The following is an 18,756-nucleotide window of genomic DNA, read 5'->3' as shown; positions in this document are numbered from 1 at the left end:
TTGTGTCTAACTTTTGGGGGGCAGTTCACTTCAGCAAGGATCCGTTTTCGACAGCTGTATATGGCATGACTGCCCCGTCATTCCATGTCATCGACCCGAAGACCGGAGCGGCCATTGCCGACCAATATGTCAACGTAAACAGCTCTACCGGTGAAGTTTCGTTCACGGACGATGCCAAACAAGCGTCTTTCGCCACGGCTTATACGGTAACCATCCGTATCAGTGCCGATTCTCCGTGGGGCGCAATCACGAACATGCCGGACGACCATGTAGACATGACGTTCACCATTGCACAAGGTGCAAAATAATGACAAAAAGAGAAAGTAATCTCATAAAAAGCCTTGCCCGTCCGTTTTCTCTCCATCTACGGACGAAGTAAGGAAGGTTGGTCAGAGACGGTCTCCGCGAGGAGGCCGTCTCTTGTATTTATAACACTACGGACAGCCGCGCCAGATAATCATAATGTTCCCCGTCCTGCAACCGTTCCGCACGGAAACCGTTTTCCTGCGCATAGTAGGCCAAAGTGTCGAAGTCCACATAGAGCCACGGGAAAGGTGCGCCTTTCACTCGCTTGTACTGCATCCGGAAATCCAACTCACCGTAGTAACCGGCATTCAGGTCGATATCCATCGCGCCGTCTTCGTCTTCATAAATATAGCGCAAGTCACTGGAATCCAACAACACGCAACCGCCGGGTGCCAACAGTTGCTTCATGCGACGGAAAAACAAGGGCATGCGTTCCAGCCGCCCGATGATGCCGGAACCGTTCATCAGCATCAGCACCGTATCGTAACATCCGGCGAAAGCCTCGTCGAAGACATCCGCCTCCCAAGCCTGCCTCACCCCGCGCCGACGCATCACGTCCACCGACAACGGCGAGATATCCACCGCCGTCACGTCCAACCCGCGCCTTTGCAAGGCCAGGCTGTGGCAGCCCGCCCCGGCACCGACATCCAACACCCGCCCGCGACACAAGTCCAAAGCTTTCCGTTCCAATGGCGGCATATCCTCCTCTTCACGGAACAACGTGCCGACCGGCATCTCGTCTTCGTCGAACTGCGGGGAGAACACCCGCAGGCGACCGGCCCTGCCTGTCTCATAATAGTCACGGATGGCCTGCCCCATCGGGTCACATCCGGCTTCCAACAATCCGTTCTTCATATTTTTATGTCTTAGAAGCGCAAAGATACGACAAATATCCTCGCCCCTATGCTTATTTGCATTATCTTTGCGGAAAAAGACAAGCAAGATGAACCAAGGACACATAGAAAAAAGGACGTTCCCCGTATTGGGGATGAGTTGCGCCGCCTGCGCCGCACGGGTGGACAAGACCCTCAACGGACAACCGGGGGTGCGCACGGCCTCCGTCAACTACGCGGCGTCCACGGCTACCGTGGAATACGACACGGCACAATGCAGCCCCGAACAACTGAAAGCGGCTTTGCAGGCTGCGGGTTACGATCTGTTGGTGGGCGATGACCGCAAACTGTTGGAAGACCGGGCGGAACAGGCGCACGACGAGAAGTACCGACGCTTGCGGCAACGCACCGTCTGGGCCATCATCCTCACCCTGCCCGTGGCCGTCATCGGCATGTTTTTCATGCATACGCCATACGCCGACCTCATCTCATGGGCATTATCCACCCCCGTCGTCCTCTGGTTGGGACGGGATTTCCACCGCAACGCCTGGCGGCAACTGCGGCACGGCACGGCCAATATGGACACCTTGGTGTCGAACAGCACGCTCATTGCCTACGTCTTCAGCCTATTCAACATGCTCTTCCCGGAATTCTGGACGGCACGGGGCGTAGAACCACACGTCTATTTCGAAGCGGCGAGCGTCATCATCGCCTTTATCCTGCTAGGACGACTCTTGGAAGAAAGGGCCAAGGGCAACACATCGACGGCCATCCGCAAGCTCATGGGGCTGCAACCCCGTACGGTCACCATCGTGGACGACCGTGGAGAAACACATGAAATCAGCATCGACAACCTGCAACGGGGGCAAACCGTCTCCGTCCGTCCCGGCGAACGGATTGCCGTGGACGGCACCATCGTCTCGGGCAGTTCGTACGTCGACGAAAGCATGCTGAGCGGCGAGCCTGCGCCCGTAGCCAAACGCGAAGGGGCACACGTTTTCGCAGGCACCATCAACCAAAGGGGGGCGTTCCGTTTCCGTGCCGAAAAAGTAGGAGCCGACACCGTACTGGCCCACATCATCCGCATGGTACAGGACGCGCAAGGCAGCAAAGCCCCCGTGCAACGGTTAGTAGACCGCATCGCGGCCATATTCGTACCGGCCATCATCGGCATCGCCCTCCTTTCATTCGCCTTGTGGTGGGTACTCGCCCCGTCGGACGGTTTCACGCACGGCCTGCTGGCTTTGGTCACCGTGCTCATCATTGCCTGTCCCTGTGCGCTTGGACTGGCCACGCCGACAGCCATCATGGTGGGCATCGGCAAGGCAGCCGAACACGGCATCCTCATCAAAGACGCTGAAAGCTTGGAAACCGCGCGGAAAATAGACACCGTCGTATTGGACAAGACGGGCACGCTCACCGAAGGGCACCCTATCGTCTCGGGTATCTTCTGGGAAGAAGACGGTGCGGCAAATTTGTCCGATATCCTTTACAGCATCGAAAAACGTTCGGAACATCCTTTGGCAGAAGCCATCGTGAAGCACATCCAGGGACGGGAAGTCCCCATCACCGGTTTCAAGAGCATCACGGGTTGGGGCGTGAAAGGATGCCATGGCGGCAAGACGTACTTCGTAGGCAACCGCCGCCTGATTGACGAACACCACATCAGCGTCAGCCAAAGACTGAACGAGATGGCCGATTGGATGAACAAAACGGGAGCCACCATCGTCTATTTTGCCAATGAAAAGGAGGTGCTTGCCGTCATGCCCATAGGCGACCGTATCAAAGAAACGGCAATCGGCATCGTGGCGGAACTGGACGAAATGGGCATAAAAGCATGTATATTGTCGGGCGACAGTTCCTACGCGGTAGGCAACGTGGCCACCGCTATCGGCACCTTCTATTACCAGGCAGAAGCAACCCCGAAAGACAAGGTAGCCTTCATCGAAAAGCTACAGCGTGCCGGACGGAAGGTGGCCATGGTGGGCGACGGCATCAACGACAGTGCCGCCTTGGCCCAAGCCGACCTGAGCATCGCCATGGGACGGGGCAGCGACATCGCCATGGACGTGGCGCAAATGACGATTATCTCGTCCGACCCGTCCAAGATTCCGGATGCCATACGGCTGTCCGCACGCACCGTGCGCACCATCCGGCAGAACCTGTTCTGGGCTTTCATCTATAATATAATAGGAATACCCATAGCCGCCGGGGCTCTCTACCCCCTTTGCGGCTTCCTGCTCAACCCGATGATAGCCGGGGCGGCCATGGCCATGAGCAGCGTATGCGTCGTGACGAACAGCCTGCGGCTGAAACGGGTCAGGCTACAACATGAAGAAACCGAAATTTCAAAATTCTATGCAAAAATGAAGAAAGAATATAAAGTGGAAGGCATGATGTGCGACCATTGCCGCGCACATGTGGAAAAGGCATTGAACAACATCAAGGGCGTGAACGCCATTGTCACCTTAGACCCTCCCGTGGCCGTCATCGAATACTCAGGAGACGTGATTCCCTTGGAAGAATTACAGGCCGCGTTGGCCGGAGAGGGTTACAAAATCTCGGAAATGTAAAGGAAGGAGGAAACCATGCAGTTAGACAAGCTTTGCGTGGCCTGTTTCTCGCCCACGCACACTTCGATGAAAATCGCACGCGCCATCGCCGAAGGCACGCGCATCGCACGCCGTGAGGAAATCGACCTGACCACCGACCCCGCCGGCATGCCCATTGCGGTACGCAATGCCATCTGCATCGTGGCCGCCCCCGTCTACGGGGGACTTGTGGCCCCGGTAGCCGTCCGACGCATCGCCCGCCTGCGGGCGGAAAACAGCATCGCCATCCCGGTGGTGGTCTATGGCAACCGCGACTACGAGGATGCCTTGGTACAGCTCCGCGACCTCCTGCACGCCCAAGGGTTCACGCCCCTCTGCGGCGCGGCATTCGTGGGCGAACACTCCTACAGCCGCCCAGGCATGCCCATTGCCGAAGGCCGCCCTGATGCCGCCGACTTGCAGAAGGCCGCCGCTTTCGGGGCGCAGGCATACGGCAGCCTGTTGCGCCAACTGGACTTGCAAAACCCTCCGGCCACGGATGCACGCGACTTCGCCCTGACCTACGACAGCCCGTTGGAAAACCTTGTGACCGCGCCCGCGATGAAGGGCAACGTACCCTACAAGACCCTTGGCCCCTCCACACCGCAGGCCCCGGTAGTGAATGACAACTGCTACGGTTGCGGAGAATGCGTGGACTGGTGCCCCACCGGTGCCATCACCATAGCCGACGGACGCTCTGCCACCCGTGCGGACTTGTGCACCAAATGCTGTGCTTGCGTCAAGTTCTGCCCCGTAGGCGGACGCACTTTCGACACCCCTTATACTGCCATGTTGCACCAGAACTTCAGTGCACGCCGCGAACCGGAATGTTTCGTCTGACAAAATGTCAGACCAACCTCACGAGAATCGTCTATCCGCCTCTTTATTCGGGCGAGGTGACAAAAAACGTCGGCATTTCAAGCCGACGTTTTTACATTCCGCAACCACGGGCGAGGTTTTCGCTTACAAAAAGACCCCCTCTCCACACCGCCACGCGGCATGCCCCGCATGCAAACGACACCCGTCAGCCTTTTCCCGTGACAAAAAGCATGAGGATTTGGCGCACGGAAATCCGTCAGATAAATCAAAAAAAGCCCTTCTGCCCTCCCTTTTACACCGTTTACCGCCCCCTTTTCCGCCGCACGGAAGACCGTTTCCGACCGCCAAGCGGACAACTCCATTTTTTTCTACGCCAAAACTTTTTCCGCTTTCAGCCGAACGATTTTTCAATCTCATGAGATTGAAACCCCGAATTCAAAAGAAATGCGTCATAAATACATAAAACGGGACTTATCCTGATTTGAATTTAACATTTCCTCTCTATTTGAGCCTTTTACGACCCGTCGATTATGCGTAAAAGGCTGACATATTGTCAGCACTTCACGTCCTGCCTCGTCCGCCTTATTTTCCCTTTCCCATCTTTTTTTTCTCAATTCTGTTTGCGTTACCAATAGTTTTATTTAATTTTGCCGCACCTAATCATTTACGAATTAATACCAAGAAAATTAGGAATATGGAAGCTGTATTCGGTTACATCATCGGCCTCGGGGCCGCAGTCATGATGCCCATTATCTTTACCATACTGGGCGTCTGTATCAAAATCAAGTTCGGAAAAGCCTTACAAAGCGGCCTTTACGTGGGTGTCGGCTTCGTGGGATTGTCGGTCATTACGGCGTTGCTCACCAGCAGCCTCAGTCCTTCGCTCTCGAAAGTGGTGGAGATTTACGACCTCAACCTCGAAGTGTTCGACATGGGATGGCCTGCTGCAGCCGCCGTGGCTTATAACACGTCGGTAGGCGCATTCATCATTCCCGTATGCCTCGGAGTGAACATCCTGATGCTCCTCACCAAAACGACAAAGACCGTCAACATCGACCTGTGGAACTATTGGCATTTCGCCTTCATCGGCGCGATGGTCTACTACACGATGGACAATATCGCATGGGGTTTCTTCGCCGCCGTCATCTGTTATATCCTGACGCTGATAGCTGCCGACTATACGGCTCCGAAATTCCAGAAATTCTATGATAAGATGGACGGCATCTCCATCCCGCAGCCTTTCTGCCAAGGGTTCATGCCTTTCGCCATCCTCATCAACAAGGCGCTCGACCTGATTCCGGGGTTCAACAAACTGTATATCGACGCGGAGGGCATGAAGAAGAAATTCGGCATCCTGGGCGAACCGCTCTTCCTCGGCGTATTGGTGGGATGCGGCATCGGCGCACTGGCCTGCAAGAACGGGCAGGAACTGGTGGACGGCATTCCGGGTATCCTCGGACTGGGTATCAAGATGGGAGCCGTCATGGAGCTGATTCCCCGCATCACGGGACTGTTCATCGAAGGCCTGCGCCCCATCTCCGATGCCACGCGCCAGATGATTGCCCGCAAATTCGGTGAGAATGCAGGCCTTCACATCGGCATGAGCCCGGCCTTGGTCATCGGCCACCCGACTACGCTCGTCGTATCGTTGCTGCTCATCCCCGTCACGCTGTTCCTCGCCGTTGTCCTGCCGGGCAACCAGTTCTTGCCTTTGGCTTCGCTGGCCGGCATGTTCTACGTGTTCCCCATCATCCTGCCCATCACGAACGGCAATGTGGTGAAGACGTTCATCATCGGACTTATCCTGATGGTCATCGGGTTGTATTTCGTGACGAACCTCGCGCCCTACTTCACCAGTGCGGCACACGATGTGTTCAACATCACGAAGGACACGGCCGTAGCCATTCCCGAAGGTTTCGAGGGCGGCGCACTCGACTTTGCCTCCAGTCCGTTGGCATGGGTCATCTTCCACCTGACACACACGGTGAAATATGTGGGTCCGGCCGTCCTCGTGGCCTGCACGCTCGGGTTGGCTGCCCTCAACCGCCGCGCCATCGTCCGCAAGAAGTACTAAGACGCGGGCGCATACCACGCATTTGAATCTAACATCACATAATCAAAAACAGAAAGAAAATGAAAAGATTTGCATTGGCTCTTTGCCTCGGCCTCGGCGCACTGGCGACGAACGCCCAAGTAAATTACAAAATCCAGACGGCCTGCAACCCGCAGGACGTGAAGACTTACGACACCCAACGTCTGCGTGACGCTTTTGTCATGGAGAAAGTGATGGTGGCGGACGAAATCAACGTGACGTACTCCATGTACGACCGCTTCATCTTCGGTGGTGCCATGCCGGTAAACAAAACCCTGAAACTGGAAACCATCGACCCACTGAAAGCACCTTATTTCCTCTTCGCCCGTGAACTTGGGGTCATCAATGTAGGCGGTGAAGGTACGGTGACCGTGGACGGCAAGGAATACAAACTGAACTTCAAGGATGCGCTCTACGTAGGTAGTGGAAACAAGGAGGTGACTTTCAAAAGCACCGACCCGGGCAAACCGGCCAAGTTCTACCTCAATTCGGCCACGGCGCACAAAAGTTACGCCACCCAGTTGCTGAGCTGCAACCCGGACAACAAAAAAGCCACTCAGGCCAACCAACTGAAAGCCGGAAAAATGGAAGAAAGCAACGACCGTGTCATCAACCAGTTGATGATCAAGCCCGTTTTGGAAAAGGCCAAGAACGGCGGTACCTGCCAGTTGCAGATGGGGCTGACGGAACTGAAGCCGGGCAGCGTATGGAACACGATGCCCGCACATACCCACGGACGCCGCATCGAAGCTTATTTCTACTTCAACGTACCCGAAGGCAACGCCATCTGCCATTTGATGGGCGAACCGCAGGAAGAGCGTCTCGTATGGCTCCACAACGAACAGGCCATCATGTCGCCGGAATGGTCCATCCATGCTGCTGCCGGCACGAGCAACTACATGTTCATCTGGGGTATGGCCGGTGAAAATCTCGACTACGGAGACATGGATAAAATCGAGTATTTAGACATGCGTTAGGCAGCATATACCTATTTTATAGGCATACATCCCCGTCCCCTGCTCCAAAGGACGGGGATATTTCGTTTTACACAGTTTAACATTTTAAACCTTTATTTTCCCATTTCTTTCCAGAATCAAACCTTTACTTTGTATCATCAAAAAGGAACAAATGTCTAACTTCAAAAAACAACAATTATGAAAAAGGTATTATTCTTACTGCTGAGTGTATTCACTTTACAAGTCGCTCAGGCCGACAACGACAAACCCATCACATTCGACAAGCTGCCTGCTAAAGCACAGACCTTCATCAAACAGAACTTCCCCACGGAAAAGGTGGCATTCACCAAAATGGAGAAAGGATTCTTGGACACGAGCTACGATGTCGTGTTTGTCAACGGCAACGGGGTTGAGTTCGACAAGAACGGCGAATGGACAGAATTGGATTGCAAACGCAGTAGCGTACCGACGAAAGCCGTTCCCGCCCAAATCACAAAGTTCGTAAAAGAAAGCCATCCCAATGCTGCCATCCTCAAATTGGAGCGCGACCGTTACACCTACGAAGTGAAACTGTCCAACTTCTGGGAAATCAAATTCGACAAGCAATTCAATGTCATTGACATGGATATGGATGATTAAACAGAAAAAACTGCAAATCCGGATCCGGCACATTCCATCCCGAAAAGGGGGGAATGTGCCTTTTTCGTACCCCTCCGGTTACCGGCAGCTTTTTTCAGTACGCATATCCACAAAAACATATCTTTTCATAAAATAGGTTGTATCACGGCAAAATATTCAAGCAAGCTTAAGATTTTGCGTTCGATTTGCATTATCTTTGTGAACATGAACATCCGTAAACTTTTCCTCTTTGCATTTTGGACGGGTTGCTGTCTGACATCGACTTTATACGCCCAAGAACGCGCCAAACCTAAAAAAGGAGAAGGCGTATCGACATTTCTTCAACGTTTTGGCTACACTTCCCGTGCAGCCCAAAAGGAGTTTCTGGAAATCAACAAAGGAAAACTGACCCGCGACGGAGGCTTGATATTAGGACGTAGTTACCGGCTTCCCACCGGTAAGAAGTCCGGGAAAAAGGCGCGTGCAGGCAGCCGTAAGACCAGCGTTGTAGAACCGCTTTTCGGCCCGGTATACCAAAACGTATCCGTCCGTTCCCATGAGTTAGACGGTGCTTGCTTGTATCTGGTCAGCGGGCACGGAGGTCCCGATCCCGGAGCCATCGGAAAAGTAGGAAACCGAGAATTGCACGAAGACGAGTATGCCTACGACATTATCCTGAGGTTGGGACGTGCATTGATGGAAAAAGGCGCCAAGGTACATATCATCATCCAGGATGAGAAAGACGGCATCCGCGATGACCGGTATTTGTCCAACAGCGACCGTGAGACCTGCCTCGGACAAACGATTCCGCTCGACCAAATAGCCCGTCTACAGCAGCGGTGCGATGCCATCAACCGCCTGACGTATAAGGATAAAGAGAAATACAAACGTGCCATCTTCATCCACGTGGACAGCCGGGGGCGGAAAGACCAAGTGGATGTATTCTTCTACCATTCCCCCGGCAGTAAGTTAGGAAAACGTCTGGCGGAAAACATTCACAAAACCTTTGAACGGAAATACGACAAACACCAACCGAACCGGGGATTCCGGGGTACGGTAAGCGAACGTTCGCTCTACGTATTAAAAAAATCCAATCCGGCGGCAGCTTTCCTGGAACTGGGCAACCTGCAAAACGAACGCGACCGGAAACGCCTCGTCATCCCGTCCAACCGCCAAGCCTTAGCCGACTGGATTTGCCAAGGTATCATAAAAGATTTCAAAGGGAAACAGTAAAACCGCAGCCCCTATAAGGCAAAAAGAACGCATAGAGGAAATCATCCCCTATGCGTTCTCTTTTTTTAGTGCACGCGCTTCACAGCGCACGCAACTACCAACCTATTATTTCATATAAAACTTCTTCACTGTTCCGTCAGAGTACTTGAAGATGTTGACCTGCCCTTTGACAGGTTCTGCCACACGACGACCATCTACCGTATAGATGCCGGTAAGTTCTGCGCCATTGGCATTCTTCACGCCATAAATGCTGCTGCCTTTATGGGCTTCTTCAGCATCAGCCAAAACCTTCTCGATTCCGGCTTCGATGGCCGTTGCATCGATCTGGCTTTCGGCCGTCAGCTTCACTTCCTCGTACAAGCCCTTCACTTCGTTGCTGATGGAATCAATGTCCTCCTGCAAAGCAGCAATGTCGGCAGTGAACTGCCCTGCCACCTCTGCATAATCCGTTTCTATCGTTGTCTTAGCGGCGTCTAATTTAGCCTGCAAAGCCCCGATTTCTTCTGTCAGACGGACAAAAGCCTCGTCATTGGCAACCTTGGCTGCCTGTAAAGCCAAAGCGTCGTCCACCATCTTCACGATAGCCGTATCAATGCTAACCACAGGAGCCAACACCTCGTCATAAATAACCGGGAGCGTTTCATTGGCGTAAGCCTCGTCCACAGACTTCCGCAAATCCTCAATACGGGTAGCCACTTCCTGGACGGCATTCACGACGACCGCACTGTCTTTCACGTCAGCAGCCTCCGTATTGATTTTCTCCACGGCAGCCTCATAACGCGTACGCAGCCCCTGTATGGAGTCATTGGCAGGAGTATAGTAGGCGATGAAAGAATTAATCACCTCCATGACTAACTTACCCTCCATATTAATGCCATGCCCTGCATTATCCGACAAAATAATTTCATCCAACGAAAGTTCTGCAACCTCTTGGAAAGTCTCGGAAGCTTTCACAAAGAAAGAAAACACCACACCCGTATCTCCTTTGAGGGTATCACTCGTCAGACCACTCAGCACCAATTTGGTACGACCGTCTTCCAAAATACTGGAAGAGATAGACAAATTCTGTGGTAAACGTTCACCATATTCAAACTTAGGTGCACCGTTGGCCTCCGTATCCAATGACAGTCCTTCGGGCAACGACAACACTGCCTCCATACCACGGACACTCGTATAGTTACGCAAGCCCAAGCTTACTTTTTTAACACTACCGTCGTTCTTCATGCAAATAGAGTCTTCGGTAAGATAGAAAAAGCCCACGTTCGGACTCACATGTGCGGTATAGGACTCAAGGTGGTACCCCTTGATGTTACCGGTCTCTTCGTCAAACTCCGAACTGCTGCCTACAATGTTATCCAACACGATTTCACTGGTTTCCACCATATTCTCATTTGCCTTTACTTTGAAATAAGCCACGGCACCGCGGTCGCCTGCAATATTATAAATCCCATTGGGCTGAATGAGAAGGCGCACCGTCTTGATACCTTTGGCCATATCGTCCATGGAACTTTGCACCTCATTCATATAAATGCTGTGAGAAGAACGGCTCAAACGCACCTCATCTCGTTGTACGCTATTCGTAACGAAATCCAAGCCTTTGGGAAGCTTGAAGTCCATCTGCAAACCCACCATAGGATCGCTATTCTCCAAATAGACAGAAATCGTCTTCTCTTCTCCCACCTTGATATTGAAATTATCAATGGTGGCCTTGTTCTCAGCTTCAGCACTTGCCACAAAAGCCATCGCCATGCCCCATATCCATAGGCACTTCGCCGCAAACCGTCGCATCGAAGTATTTGTATTCTTTGTCATACGTTCTGTTTTTATTGTTCTACATTAATCCTTTAGAAGGAAAGCGCGGCCACCTTACGTGGCAGCCACGCTTCCTACACACAGAGACTTTATTCACTTACTTCTTCAAAACTTTCTTCACTGAACCGTCAGCATTACGGATAATGTTGATACCTCTTGTGAACTTGTCCATGATCTGACCGCCCACAGAGTATATCTTCTCTTTCATGCTTGGGTTGGCCTGCACACCATTGATACCGGTTACGCCGCCTTCGCCACTGCCACCGATACTGTAAAGTACGCCATCGGCAGCTGCTGCAAGCATATTGCCTACGGTCATCTTAGAAGCAGCACGACCCGATACTTCCAAATAAACCAGGGCTTCGCCATTTGCGTTAAGCTCTTTATTCTGGAGCGAACTTACCACGATGCGGTGCGTCGTCCCATCGGCCAATGTATTGGAATACAACTGGTGGTCGTCTGCACTTCCACCCAAAGATTCTCCCAACAAAGTTACGCCTGCGGGAAGCGTCACGTCCATCTGACAAGCTACGTAGGGGTTCACGTTTTTCAGAAGGATGGCTACACGCTTCGTGCCTCCGACTTCTTCCATGTTCATCTCTACACTTTCTTCGGTCTGCGTCATCGCAGGCTCTGCCAAACGTACACGAGGTGCCACTTGACTGACCTCCATCGTGTTGTAACCCATAATCTTGTTCGTAAGTTTCGTCAAGTCGGCCACGTTGATGCTACCGTCGTCATTCACGTCTGCGGCATACCACTTGATTGTACCGGCGATAGACTCTGCTTTAGACGGGTCGAGCACATACATCATCAGTTCCGTGTAGTCGAGAACATCGACAACACCATCACGCAATACGTCACCCCGTATGAACGATTCGGTTTCTATCGTCTCACGTACGTTTGCCATCCGTTCTTCCTGCTTTGCAAGTGCGGCCTGAATTTGCGGAAGGGCTTCCTTTACGTAGTGAATCGATGTCGAAACAATATTATTACCATTGATGTCTATATCGACGTAACCGTCTTTAGCCTGTTCGTTATACTCTTCAATTATATTCAAATCCTTATTGACAAGATTCAAAGTATCTCTCAAGGCATCTTCAACTTCGACAATGAATGTATGATTGTTCACAGACTTAACAAGTTCACTCCTGTCACTTTGCGCCTTATCAATCACACCCGTATATTCTATGCCGGAAGCCTTGCAGTCCAAAGAATCGATACGCCACAACACTTTGTCCATAATGAATTTAAGCGTATTTTCGGCATCCACTCCAGCCAACTCGATGTCAGCATAGTATTCATCCATAGCCTTACCGTATTTGCCGATATGGGCCGTAATGTCAGCTATACTTTCTGCATTAGCCTTCTCGTCTACCTTGTAATACTCAAAGCCTGTCAACTTGTCTACTACAGTGGTGAGCGAGTCATTCAAATGAGCCATATCAGCCTTGCGAGCCTCGTAAGCCTCATCGTTGAGCGTATAACGTTCCTGATCTTTTGCGATGTCGGACAACAACGTCTTCAAATCAGACAAGATAACATCCATCTTGTGATTCAACTTGTCTTGATAGAACAACATGTTCGCCTTGTTCTGCTCTATACCGTCTTTCACGGCTACCACATCACTTTCAAGTCCGGCCATATCGCCCTCGAATTTACCCTGTACATTGGCATGACATGCAGCAAGCGTCTCTCGTCCAACCTTCACATCTCCTTCCACTTCTCCTGCACGGTTCATAAGAACTGTGTAAGCATTCTCTGTGGCAGCAGCATCCGTGTAAGTTGCCAGTTTCGTACGCATGCCTGCAATCCAAGTCTCATAAGCCAAGAATAACGGCTGTTTGGCTTTAGTTTCTGCGTTGTCGATTGCACCGCCTTTAGCGGTATCCTTCGTAAAGGCAGTCATTTTTTCCTTGATAGCTGTAGACAAAGCGTTTACTTCTGCCTCAGCGTCAGCATCGCCTTTCACCTTATTCTGTGCGTCGGCACAAGCGGCCTGCAAGACATTGAACTCTGCCAATATTTGAACCGATTCTTTCATATTGGCCGATCGATAGACTCTTTCGGTAGAAGTCGTGATGTTCTTGCATTCATTCTCGGCAGTTGTCTTGTAAGTGTTATCCAACCCACCTTCGTAGCGTTTGGTCTCCAAATCGCTCATCAGCCTGTCGATACGAGCTTGCAAAGCCTCCACACCGCAAGTGTCGGTCAGGATATAGGCATCGACATACTTCGCAGCCTCATCCAACGGAGCCTGCAAGGCTTCAACTTTCACAATAAGACCGTTATATACGTCATTGTTGGTCACATAGTTGCTATGTGCCGTCTTTCCGCTGACATAAACATTATACATTGGAGTACCGAACTGTCCTAACTTCGCATGCAACTCTTCCATGACAGCACCATAAATATGGCCCGTGTTATCAGCATACGTCTTTTCAGCTTCTGTCAACGTAGGCCGGGTTGCCTTGATATCATCAACGAATTTCTTTCCATCGACTCCTTCAAGATAAGCACCATTTTCATACCATTCTTCCAATTCTGTCAAATGGCTGTTGTATTGGTTAAGGGTATCGGTAGACAATGTCTCCCATTCGTACACTGCTGCAGGTTCTTTTCCATCCGCAATCCAAGCTTCGAAATTAGCGAAATCAGAGACGATGCCGTCCACTTTCGTGATATTGAACTGACCCGGAACGAAATCTTTGATAGCTTCTGCTTTTTCGAGGACAGCCTTAACGTTAGCAAACGCCTCATCAGCCGTAACATAATCGGCATCAACCAATTCTTGACGGGCATCTTTATACAGTTTATTCGCAGTTTCATATTCTCCGTCAAAGAACGTATACGTAGCACTTTGCACAGCTGCATCCATTGTATACAATATCTGGTCAATCTTGCTTTCGTATGCCCGTACGTCGGCCTCATATTGTTTATCAGGGTCGAACAACATCTTGTCTGTATTTTGAGCCTCGCTAAAGGCTGCAAAAGCTTCATTCTCGATGTTGTTGATTTCTTGAAGGTAGTTTTGGATACTTGCATTCGCTGTTTCTACCGCACTCTTAACGACATTAAGCAGTTCCGGAGTCTGTACTTTGCTGACCTGCCCTATCACATCCACAGCCTCGATGTAGCAATTACGCATATCCTCGACGGCACTGTTAAAGCTATTGTAACGGGTCTGGTTATCAGTTTTCACAGCATCCACGTAACCCTGCTCACGACTTGCTCCGATCGTAACCACCTGCATTCTGATGGTTTGCAATACACCATGTATGGTTCCATATTGTTCATCGGATTTACCCTTCTCAAAAGCTGTGGCAATATCCTTCGCAACTTGTCCTTCAAGTTTGCTCTTCTCCGCCTCTAATTGTTCGATAAAGGCTTTGGCTGCCGTAGTCGGGTCACCTACAGTCAATATGGTATACAAACTATCCACGGAATTTTTCACAGTTGCGTATTCTGTATCCAGTGTGTTATCCACTTTGATATTTGTCTCAGCATCCTTAGATACCTGCTTTATCTTTTCACAAATATCAGTGTAGCCCTCTTTGAAGTTGTCTTCCCGCGTCTGGCAGCTTTCGTCACTATTGTCGTTGTAATGGCTCTTCCAAGCCGCATTCACGTTAGCCACCCAATTATCGAAATCTATCACATACATGCCTTTCGGGTTGGTATTCTCGCCCAACAGGCCATTTACGTAATGGTTTTCACTATTGCCCAATGCCAAATTTGACAGTTCGCCCAATTCCGCTACTATCAAGTTGTGGATATCCGTCTTCTTGGTTTCTACGGCCAATCTTTCGTAAGCCGCCAAGTTCTTCCTGGCCACTTCCAATTCGGTCAATGTCGCTTTCACCTTGCCGTCAATAACCTTCATCGCCTCGTGAATAGCGGCACTGTCATTGTGTAATGTATCGCCCTTATACGCGTTCACCATCGCCGTCTCCTGCTTACCAAGCTCCGTGGTATAACTTCCCTTCAGGTCATCAAAATGCTTTTTCGACACATCCTTGTCATCAATAGGAGTCCAATTCGCATCAATCTTACCGATATTTCCCGCAATACCATCAGCAACCTTCGTCAGACTTGCCTGTACGGAGTTGTTCTTGGCGTGGATTTCCTTCGCCTCACCGACCTCATCAATGAAGGCACTGACATCCTCAAGAAGTTTCGCCATCTCAGCACTGGCATCAGACAAGGCTGCCAAAGTTTCAGCCTGCTTATCCTCGCTTGTGTAGTCCAAATCAGTTACCGTTTTTTCTATTTTATCTACAGAGTTGTACAATACCGTCTGCTTTTCAAGCAAGTTCTTTGCAAAAGACCCGTAAATCTCCGTAGTCACCGAAAGTCCATCCAGATCATCATTTACAGATTTGATATCCGCAGTGATTTGATTCTTCAAACGATTGATGGTAATTACGACTACTTGCTGGTCATACCATTCTTTGTGCTTATCGAAAGTTCCCACCAAGGTTTTCACCTCGCCCGTGATACCTGTAGTTTCATTTCCCTTGGCATTGGTTGCCTCCGTCAAAACATTGTTCATGCCGTTAGCATGCGTATCCCCATCGGCATCCTTGGCAACCGTTGCGGCTTTCAAAGCTGTCTGAAGGTCGGACAATGTCTTGTTCATTTCGTCTAACTTGCCGCCATAAGTTGGCAAATCATCGATATTTTCGTCCGGTGTTTCCGTTCCGGTATAGACCGGTACATAACGTCCGTCGCCATTCCCGACCTTGTCCGAAAGCTTTTTGATTTCTGCTTGAATATCAGAGATAGTCTTTGCAGCGTTGTCATAAACCTTCACGACGGCCTTGGCAGTATTCACATAGCTCTGAATTTCGCCTTTAAGAGCTTCTATTTCTGCTTTCTTCGTATCTTTGTTATCGGCACAAGTCCCTTCATCAAAGCTTTTCTTTATATACGAAGAGAATGCATCTATCTCCCCTTGCAACGTCTTCTCATCGGTATCTTTATAAATGTCGCCCACCGACACGTCGCCATACTTCAGGGCATGCACTTCCGTCTTGGCCTTATCGAACGAAGCCGTTTGAACATCCAACGCAGCGGTCAATTCCACTTTTGCCTGATAGTTCGGCAAAGATTGGTATTCTTTTTCAATGATGGCATTCAGGCTCGTCGTCACCAGTTCCTTAGCCTTCTCGTATGCACCACCTTTTTGGGTATAAGCATCCAACGTATACTTCTTGTATTGATTTACGACCTCGGTTTCGATTGCCTTAAGATCGGCTTCGGCTTTTTCCAACTCGGACTTATACTTTTCGGAAACCACCGCGTCTTTTTTCAATTCCGCAAGCAATGCCCATGGACTCTTGCCGTCTGTCCTTTCAGCAATCAAAGCCTTGTATATATTGTCATTGTTTTGGATACTGTCCGTATAGAATTTATGCACCTCGTCTGTTTTCTTGTACAAACTGTCCAAAGCGTGCGTGTTAGCCTCATATCCCTCTTCTGCGGTCTGATGGTTCTCATTCGTTCCGTTTTTCCTCTCCACAGCTACAATGCCCAGGTTCACTTCGTTAAATGCATTGTGAGCCTCAGTACGCATCGTCTCATACAAGCCCGGGAAATCCTGAGGGTCTACCGCTACTTTCATGAAGGCCTGCAACTGTTCGTTATAATGAGCCTTAGTAAAGTTGATTTTCCCCAACACTTCGTCATAAGCCGTATGGTTCTTATCGACATTCACCAACTTATCGGTGAATTTTTTTATAGCTTCCGATGCCTTTTTGGCAAATTCACTGTTGAATGTTGGCGTACATTCAGTAGCAGCAGTACCATTATCATAATAACCTTCAATTTTAAGAAGGAAAGCATCGATTGTTTCCTTTGCAGCATTATATTCGCTCTGGGACAACACCTTGGCATAGTCCTGAGCACTTTGCTTGCTGTTTACTCCGTCTGCATCACTTAAATTGCCAATATTTGTATCCCAAGCGCTTTTCAAAGCTGTACTTTGTTCTTCACCGACAGCCTTAGAAGCCGTATAAGCTCTCCAGTTGGCCAAATGCGCCTCGATATCCGTATCAAGTGCCTTGACCTCTGACATGAGTGTACTTCCTTCCACGCCATTGAGGTAAAACTTATATTCACCATACACCGTATAAGCAGCGAAATCACCGGCAGCATCATCTTTCACCCGATTGATTTTTACCGTTAAATCACTATACCGTTTATTAAATTCGGCATATTTATCCGCATCATCCTCTTGGCTCACTTTTGCAATAGCCTTCGAAGCTGCATTAAGCAATGTCCGTTGCGCTCCGGCAAAATCGAATACCAATTCCAACTTGAAACCGCCAACCCGGAATTCCTTTCCCGTCTCGACAGCCTCAATGGCAAGAGTAACCTCGGATGCCGCAGTACCTTCCACTTTGAACTCGCCGTTTGTCAACGCCTTGCCGTTCACCAAGAACTTAGCATTCATCGAGGTAGTAGCCGACAACTTGTATGTACCAGGTAAAAGGGAACCCAAAGACTGAGAAATCGTGGTACCATTTGGAGATGTCAACACACCGTTCACCAACGATGGTTTTTCCGCTCCCACCCATTGATCCACTTCTGTCTTAATCTGATCCAAATTTGCATTGGCATAGGCTGCCATAGAAGCAGATGTCATTGCAAGAACAGAAACCAGTGTCTTCTTTTTCATACTTTTAATGTTTTAAATTCTATACTTATCTTTTAAAATCTCTTTATTCTTCAAGATGCCCCACCTATCTATATATAGTACAGGCACCCGCCTAATTTTGCATCGGTAAAATTACCTACAATTCAAAAATAACATGCAAACCTAAAAGGTGTTATTCGTGAACCATGCCATTCTTTTCGTGAAAACGCATTACACCTATGCACCCCAACTTCAAAAAAAGAGACCCACCACCCCAAAAGCCAAAAGTGCGCACCCTACTACGACACGGGCATCCTACCCCGACCTTTTTAAGGGAAGGCATACATCCAACCAAAGATTTTTGTGAAAAGACCCTTCATCCTTCAGGTTGCATGGTAATCCACTCATAATTTTGACGTTATAAGCTGAAAGATGTTTCAGGCATCTTTCAGCCACACTTCATTCCGTTTGACTGCAATCGGGAAACCAATCGGCTGAGATTGAAAAATCAATTGGCTGAAAACGAAAAATCAATTGGCGCAGACCTTCTGACGGCATTCAACCATGAAAAGCAACTGAAAGACAGGCATCCTATCCTTCACACTGTAACATACTATATGACAATACATTGCCTCTCATCCTGAAAGATGAAAGATGATTTTTGAACCTTCTTAGGAAGGAAGCATGCGGACAAGAGCCACCAAATTTCAGTCCTCCCTATTTTTTCCTCCTTATCACTTTGTTTTTATCCGATAATTCCTTTTCTTTGCATAGACATAACATCTAACAGACAAATCCTATGGGCGAATTAAAAGACAGATACATACGTTTCGACTGGGCCATCAAGCGGATGCTACGC

General features: G+C 49.7%; 11 protein-coding genes. 7 read left to right on the top strand and 4 right to left on the bottom strand.

What is annotated here, in order from left to right; all coding sequences use genetic code 11:
* The coding region (locus HMPREF9442_RS00670) for a hypothetical protein (RefSeq protein WP_157183515.1) at positions 1-308 on the top strand (308 nt) is incomplete at its 5' end.
* Between the two features lie 118 nt (positions 309-426).
* On the opposite strand, the gene HMPREF9442_RS00665 is transcribed toward HMPREF9442_RS00670, so the two are convergent.
* The gene (locus tag HMPREF9442_RS00665; RefSeq protein WP_040602418.1) at positions 427-1,161 is read right to left on the bottom strand and encodes a class I SAM-dependent methyltransferase; all 735 of its coding nucleotides are present in this window, start codon (positions 1,159-1,161) and stop codon (positions 427-429) included.
* Positions 1,162-1,249: 88 nt separating this feature from the next.
* Between HMPREF9442_RS00665 and HMPREF9442_RS00660 the strand changes: the two genes are divergently transcribed.
* Complete coding sequence (locus tag HMPREF9442_RS00660; protein ID WP_040602417.1) at positions 1,250-3,712, top strand: heavy metal translocating P-type ATPase; 2,463 nt, start codon at positions 1,250-1,252, stop codon at positions 3,710-3,712.
* Positions 3,713-3,727: 15 nt separating this feature from the next.
* Positions 3,728-4,570, top strand: coding sequence for a 4Fe-4S dicluster domain-containing protein (locus HMPREF9442_RS00655; RefSeq protein WP_040602416.1), 843 nt, complete (start codon positions 3,728-3,730; stop codon positions 4,568-4,570).
* 77 nt (positions 4,571-4,647) lie between these two features.
* On the opposite strand, the gene HMPREF9442_RS00650 is transcribed toward HMPREF9442_RS00655, so the two are convergent.
* Entirely contained in the window at positions 4,648-4,911 is a 264-nt protein-coding gene (locus HMPREF9442_RS00650; protein WP_008624150.1) for a hypothetical protein, read from the bottom strand.
* A 332-nt stretch (positions 4,912-5,243) separates the two neighbouring features.
* On the opposite strand from HMPREF9442_RS00650, the gene HMPREF9442_RS00645 reads away from it, so the two are divergent.
* The 4 genes from HMPREF9442_RS00645 (at position 5,244) to HMPREF9442_RS00630 (ending at position 9,448) form a co-directional block, all read left to right on the top strand.
* Positions 5,244-6,623: a PTS galactitol transporter subunit IIC gene (locus tag HMPREF9442_RS00645; protein ID WP_008624147.1), complete on the top strand. Its 1,380-nt coding sequence runs from the start codon at positions 5,244-5,246 to the stop codon at positions 6,621-6,623.
* 59 nt (positions 6,624-6,682) lie between these two features.
* Entirely contained in the window at positions 6,683-7,618 is a 936-nt protein-coding gene (gene kduI, locus HMPREF9442_RS00640) for a 5-dehydro-4-deoxy-D-glucuronate isomerase (RefSeq protein ID WP_008624145.1), read from the top strand.
* Positions 7,619-7,795: 177 nt separating this feature from the next.
* A complete protein-coding gene (locus HMPREF9442_RS00635; protein WP_008624143.1) occupies positions 7,796-8,236 on the top strand; it encodes a PepSY-like domain-containing protein in 441 nt (146 codons plus the stop codon).
* A 204-nt stretch (positions 8,237-8,440) separates the two neighbouring features.
* Positions 8,441-9,448, top strand: a complete 1,008-nt coding sequence (locus HMPREF9442_RS00630) for an N-acetylmuramoyl-L-alanine amidase family protein (RefSeq protein ID WP_008624140.1) — start codon at positions 8,441-8,443, stop codon at positions 9,446-9,448.
* A 105-nt stretch (positions 9,449-9,553) separates the two neighbouring features.
* Here the strand turns inward: HMPREF9442_RS00630 and HMPREF9442_RS00625 are convergent, their stop codons facing one another.
* Together HMPREF9442_RS00625 and HMPREF9442_RS00620 are read right to left on the bottom strand one after the other, a co-directional pair.
* Positions 9,554-11,260, bottom strand: coding sequence for a hypothetical protein (locus HMPREF9442_RS00625; protein WP_253270968.1), 1,707 nt, complete (start codon positions 11,258-11,260; stop codon positions 9,554-9,556).
* A gap of 97 nt (positions 11,261-11,357) precedes the next feature.
* Complete coding sequence (locus tag HMPREF9442_RS00620) at positions 11,358-17,939, bottom strand: dockerin type I domain-containing protein (protein ID WP_008624137.1); 6,582 nt, start codon at positions 17,937-17,939, stop codon at positions 11,358-11,360.
* Positions 17,940-18,756: the final 817 nt, after the last annotated feature.

The organism is Paraprevotella xylaniphila YIT 11841 (genome assembly GCF_000205165.1).
Classification (GTDB): domain Bacteria; phylum Bacteroidota; class Bacteroidia; order Bacteroidales; family Bacteroidaceae; genus Paraprevotella; species Paraprevotella xylaniphila.
The sequence above is the reverse complement of the archived record's forward strand: the minus strand, read 5'-3'. Positions and strand labels throughout refer to the sequence as shown.

What these genes read in the sequence shown, in the direction of transcription:
- HMPREF9442_RS00665 (WP_040602418.1), bottom strand. Translation starts at nt 1,161, where the DNA reads ATGAAGAACGGATTGTTGGAAGCCGGATGTGACCCGATGGGGCAGGCC.
- HMPREF9442_RS00660 (WP_040602417.1), top strand. Translation starts at nt 1,250, where the DNA reads ATGAACCAAGGACACATAGAAAAAAGGACGTTCCCCGTATTGGGGATG.
- HMPREF9442_RS00655 (WP_040602416.1), top strand. Translation starts at nt 3,728, where the DNA reads ATGCAGTTAGACAAGCTTTGCGTGGCCTGTTTCTCGCCCACGCACACT.
- HMPREF9442_RS00650 (WP_008624150.1), bottom strand. Translation starts at nt 4,911, where the DNA reads ATGGAGTTGTCCGCTTGGCGGTCGGAAACGGTCTTCCGTGCGGCGGAA.
- HMPREF9442_RS00645 (WP_008624147.1), top strand. Translation starts at nt 5,244, where the DNA reads ATGGAAGCTGTATTCGGTTACATCATCGGCCTCGGGGCCGCAGTCATG.
- kduI (WP_008624145.1), top strand. Translation starts at nt 6,683, where the DNA reads ATGAAAAGATTTGCATTGGCTCTTTGCCTCGGCCTCGGCGCACTGGCG.
- HMPREF9442_RS00635 (WP_008624143.1), top strand. Translation starts at nt 7,796, where the DNA reads ATGAAAAAGGTATTATTCTTACTGCTGAGTGTATTCACTTTACAAGTC.
- HMPREF9442_RS00630 (WP_008624140.1), top strand. Translation starts at nt 8,441, where the DNA reads ATGAACATCCGTAAACTTTTCCTCTTTGCATTTTGGACGGGTTGCTGT.
- HMPREF9442_RS00625 (WP_253270968.1), bottom strand. Translation starts at nt 11,260, where the DNA reads ATGACAAAGAATACAAATACTTCGATGCGACGGTTTGCGGCGAAGTGC.
- HMPREF9442_RS00620 (WP_008624137.1), bottom strand. Translation starts at nt 17,939, where the DNA reads ATGAAAAAGAAGACACTGGTTTCTGTTCTTGCAATGACATCTGCTTCT.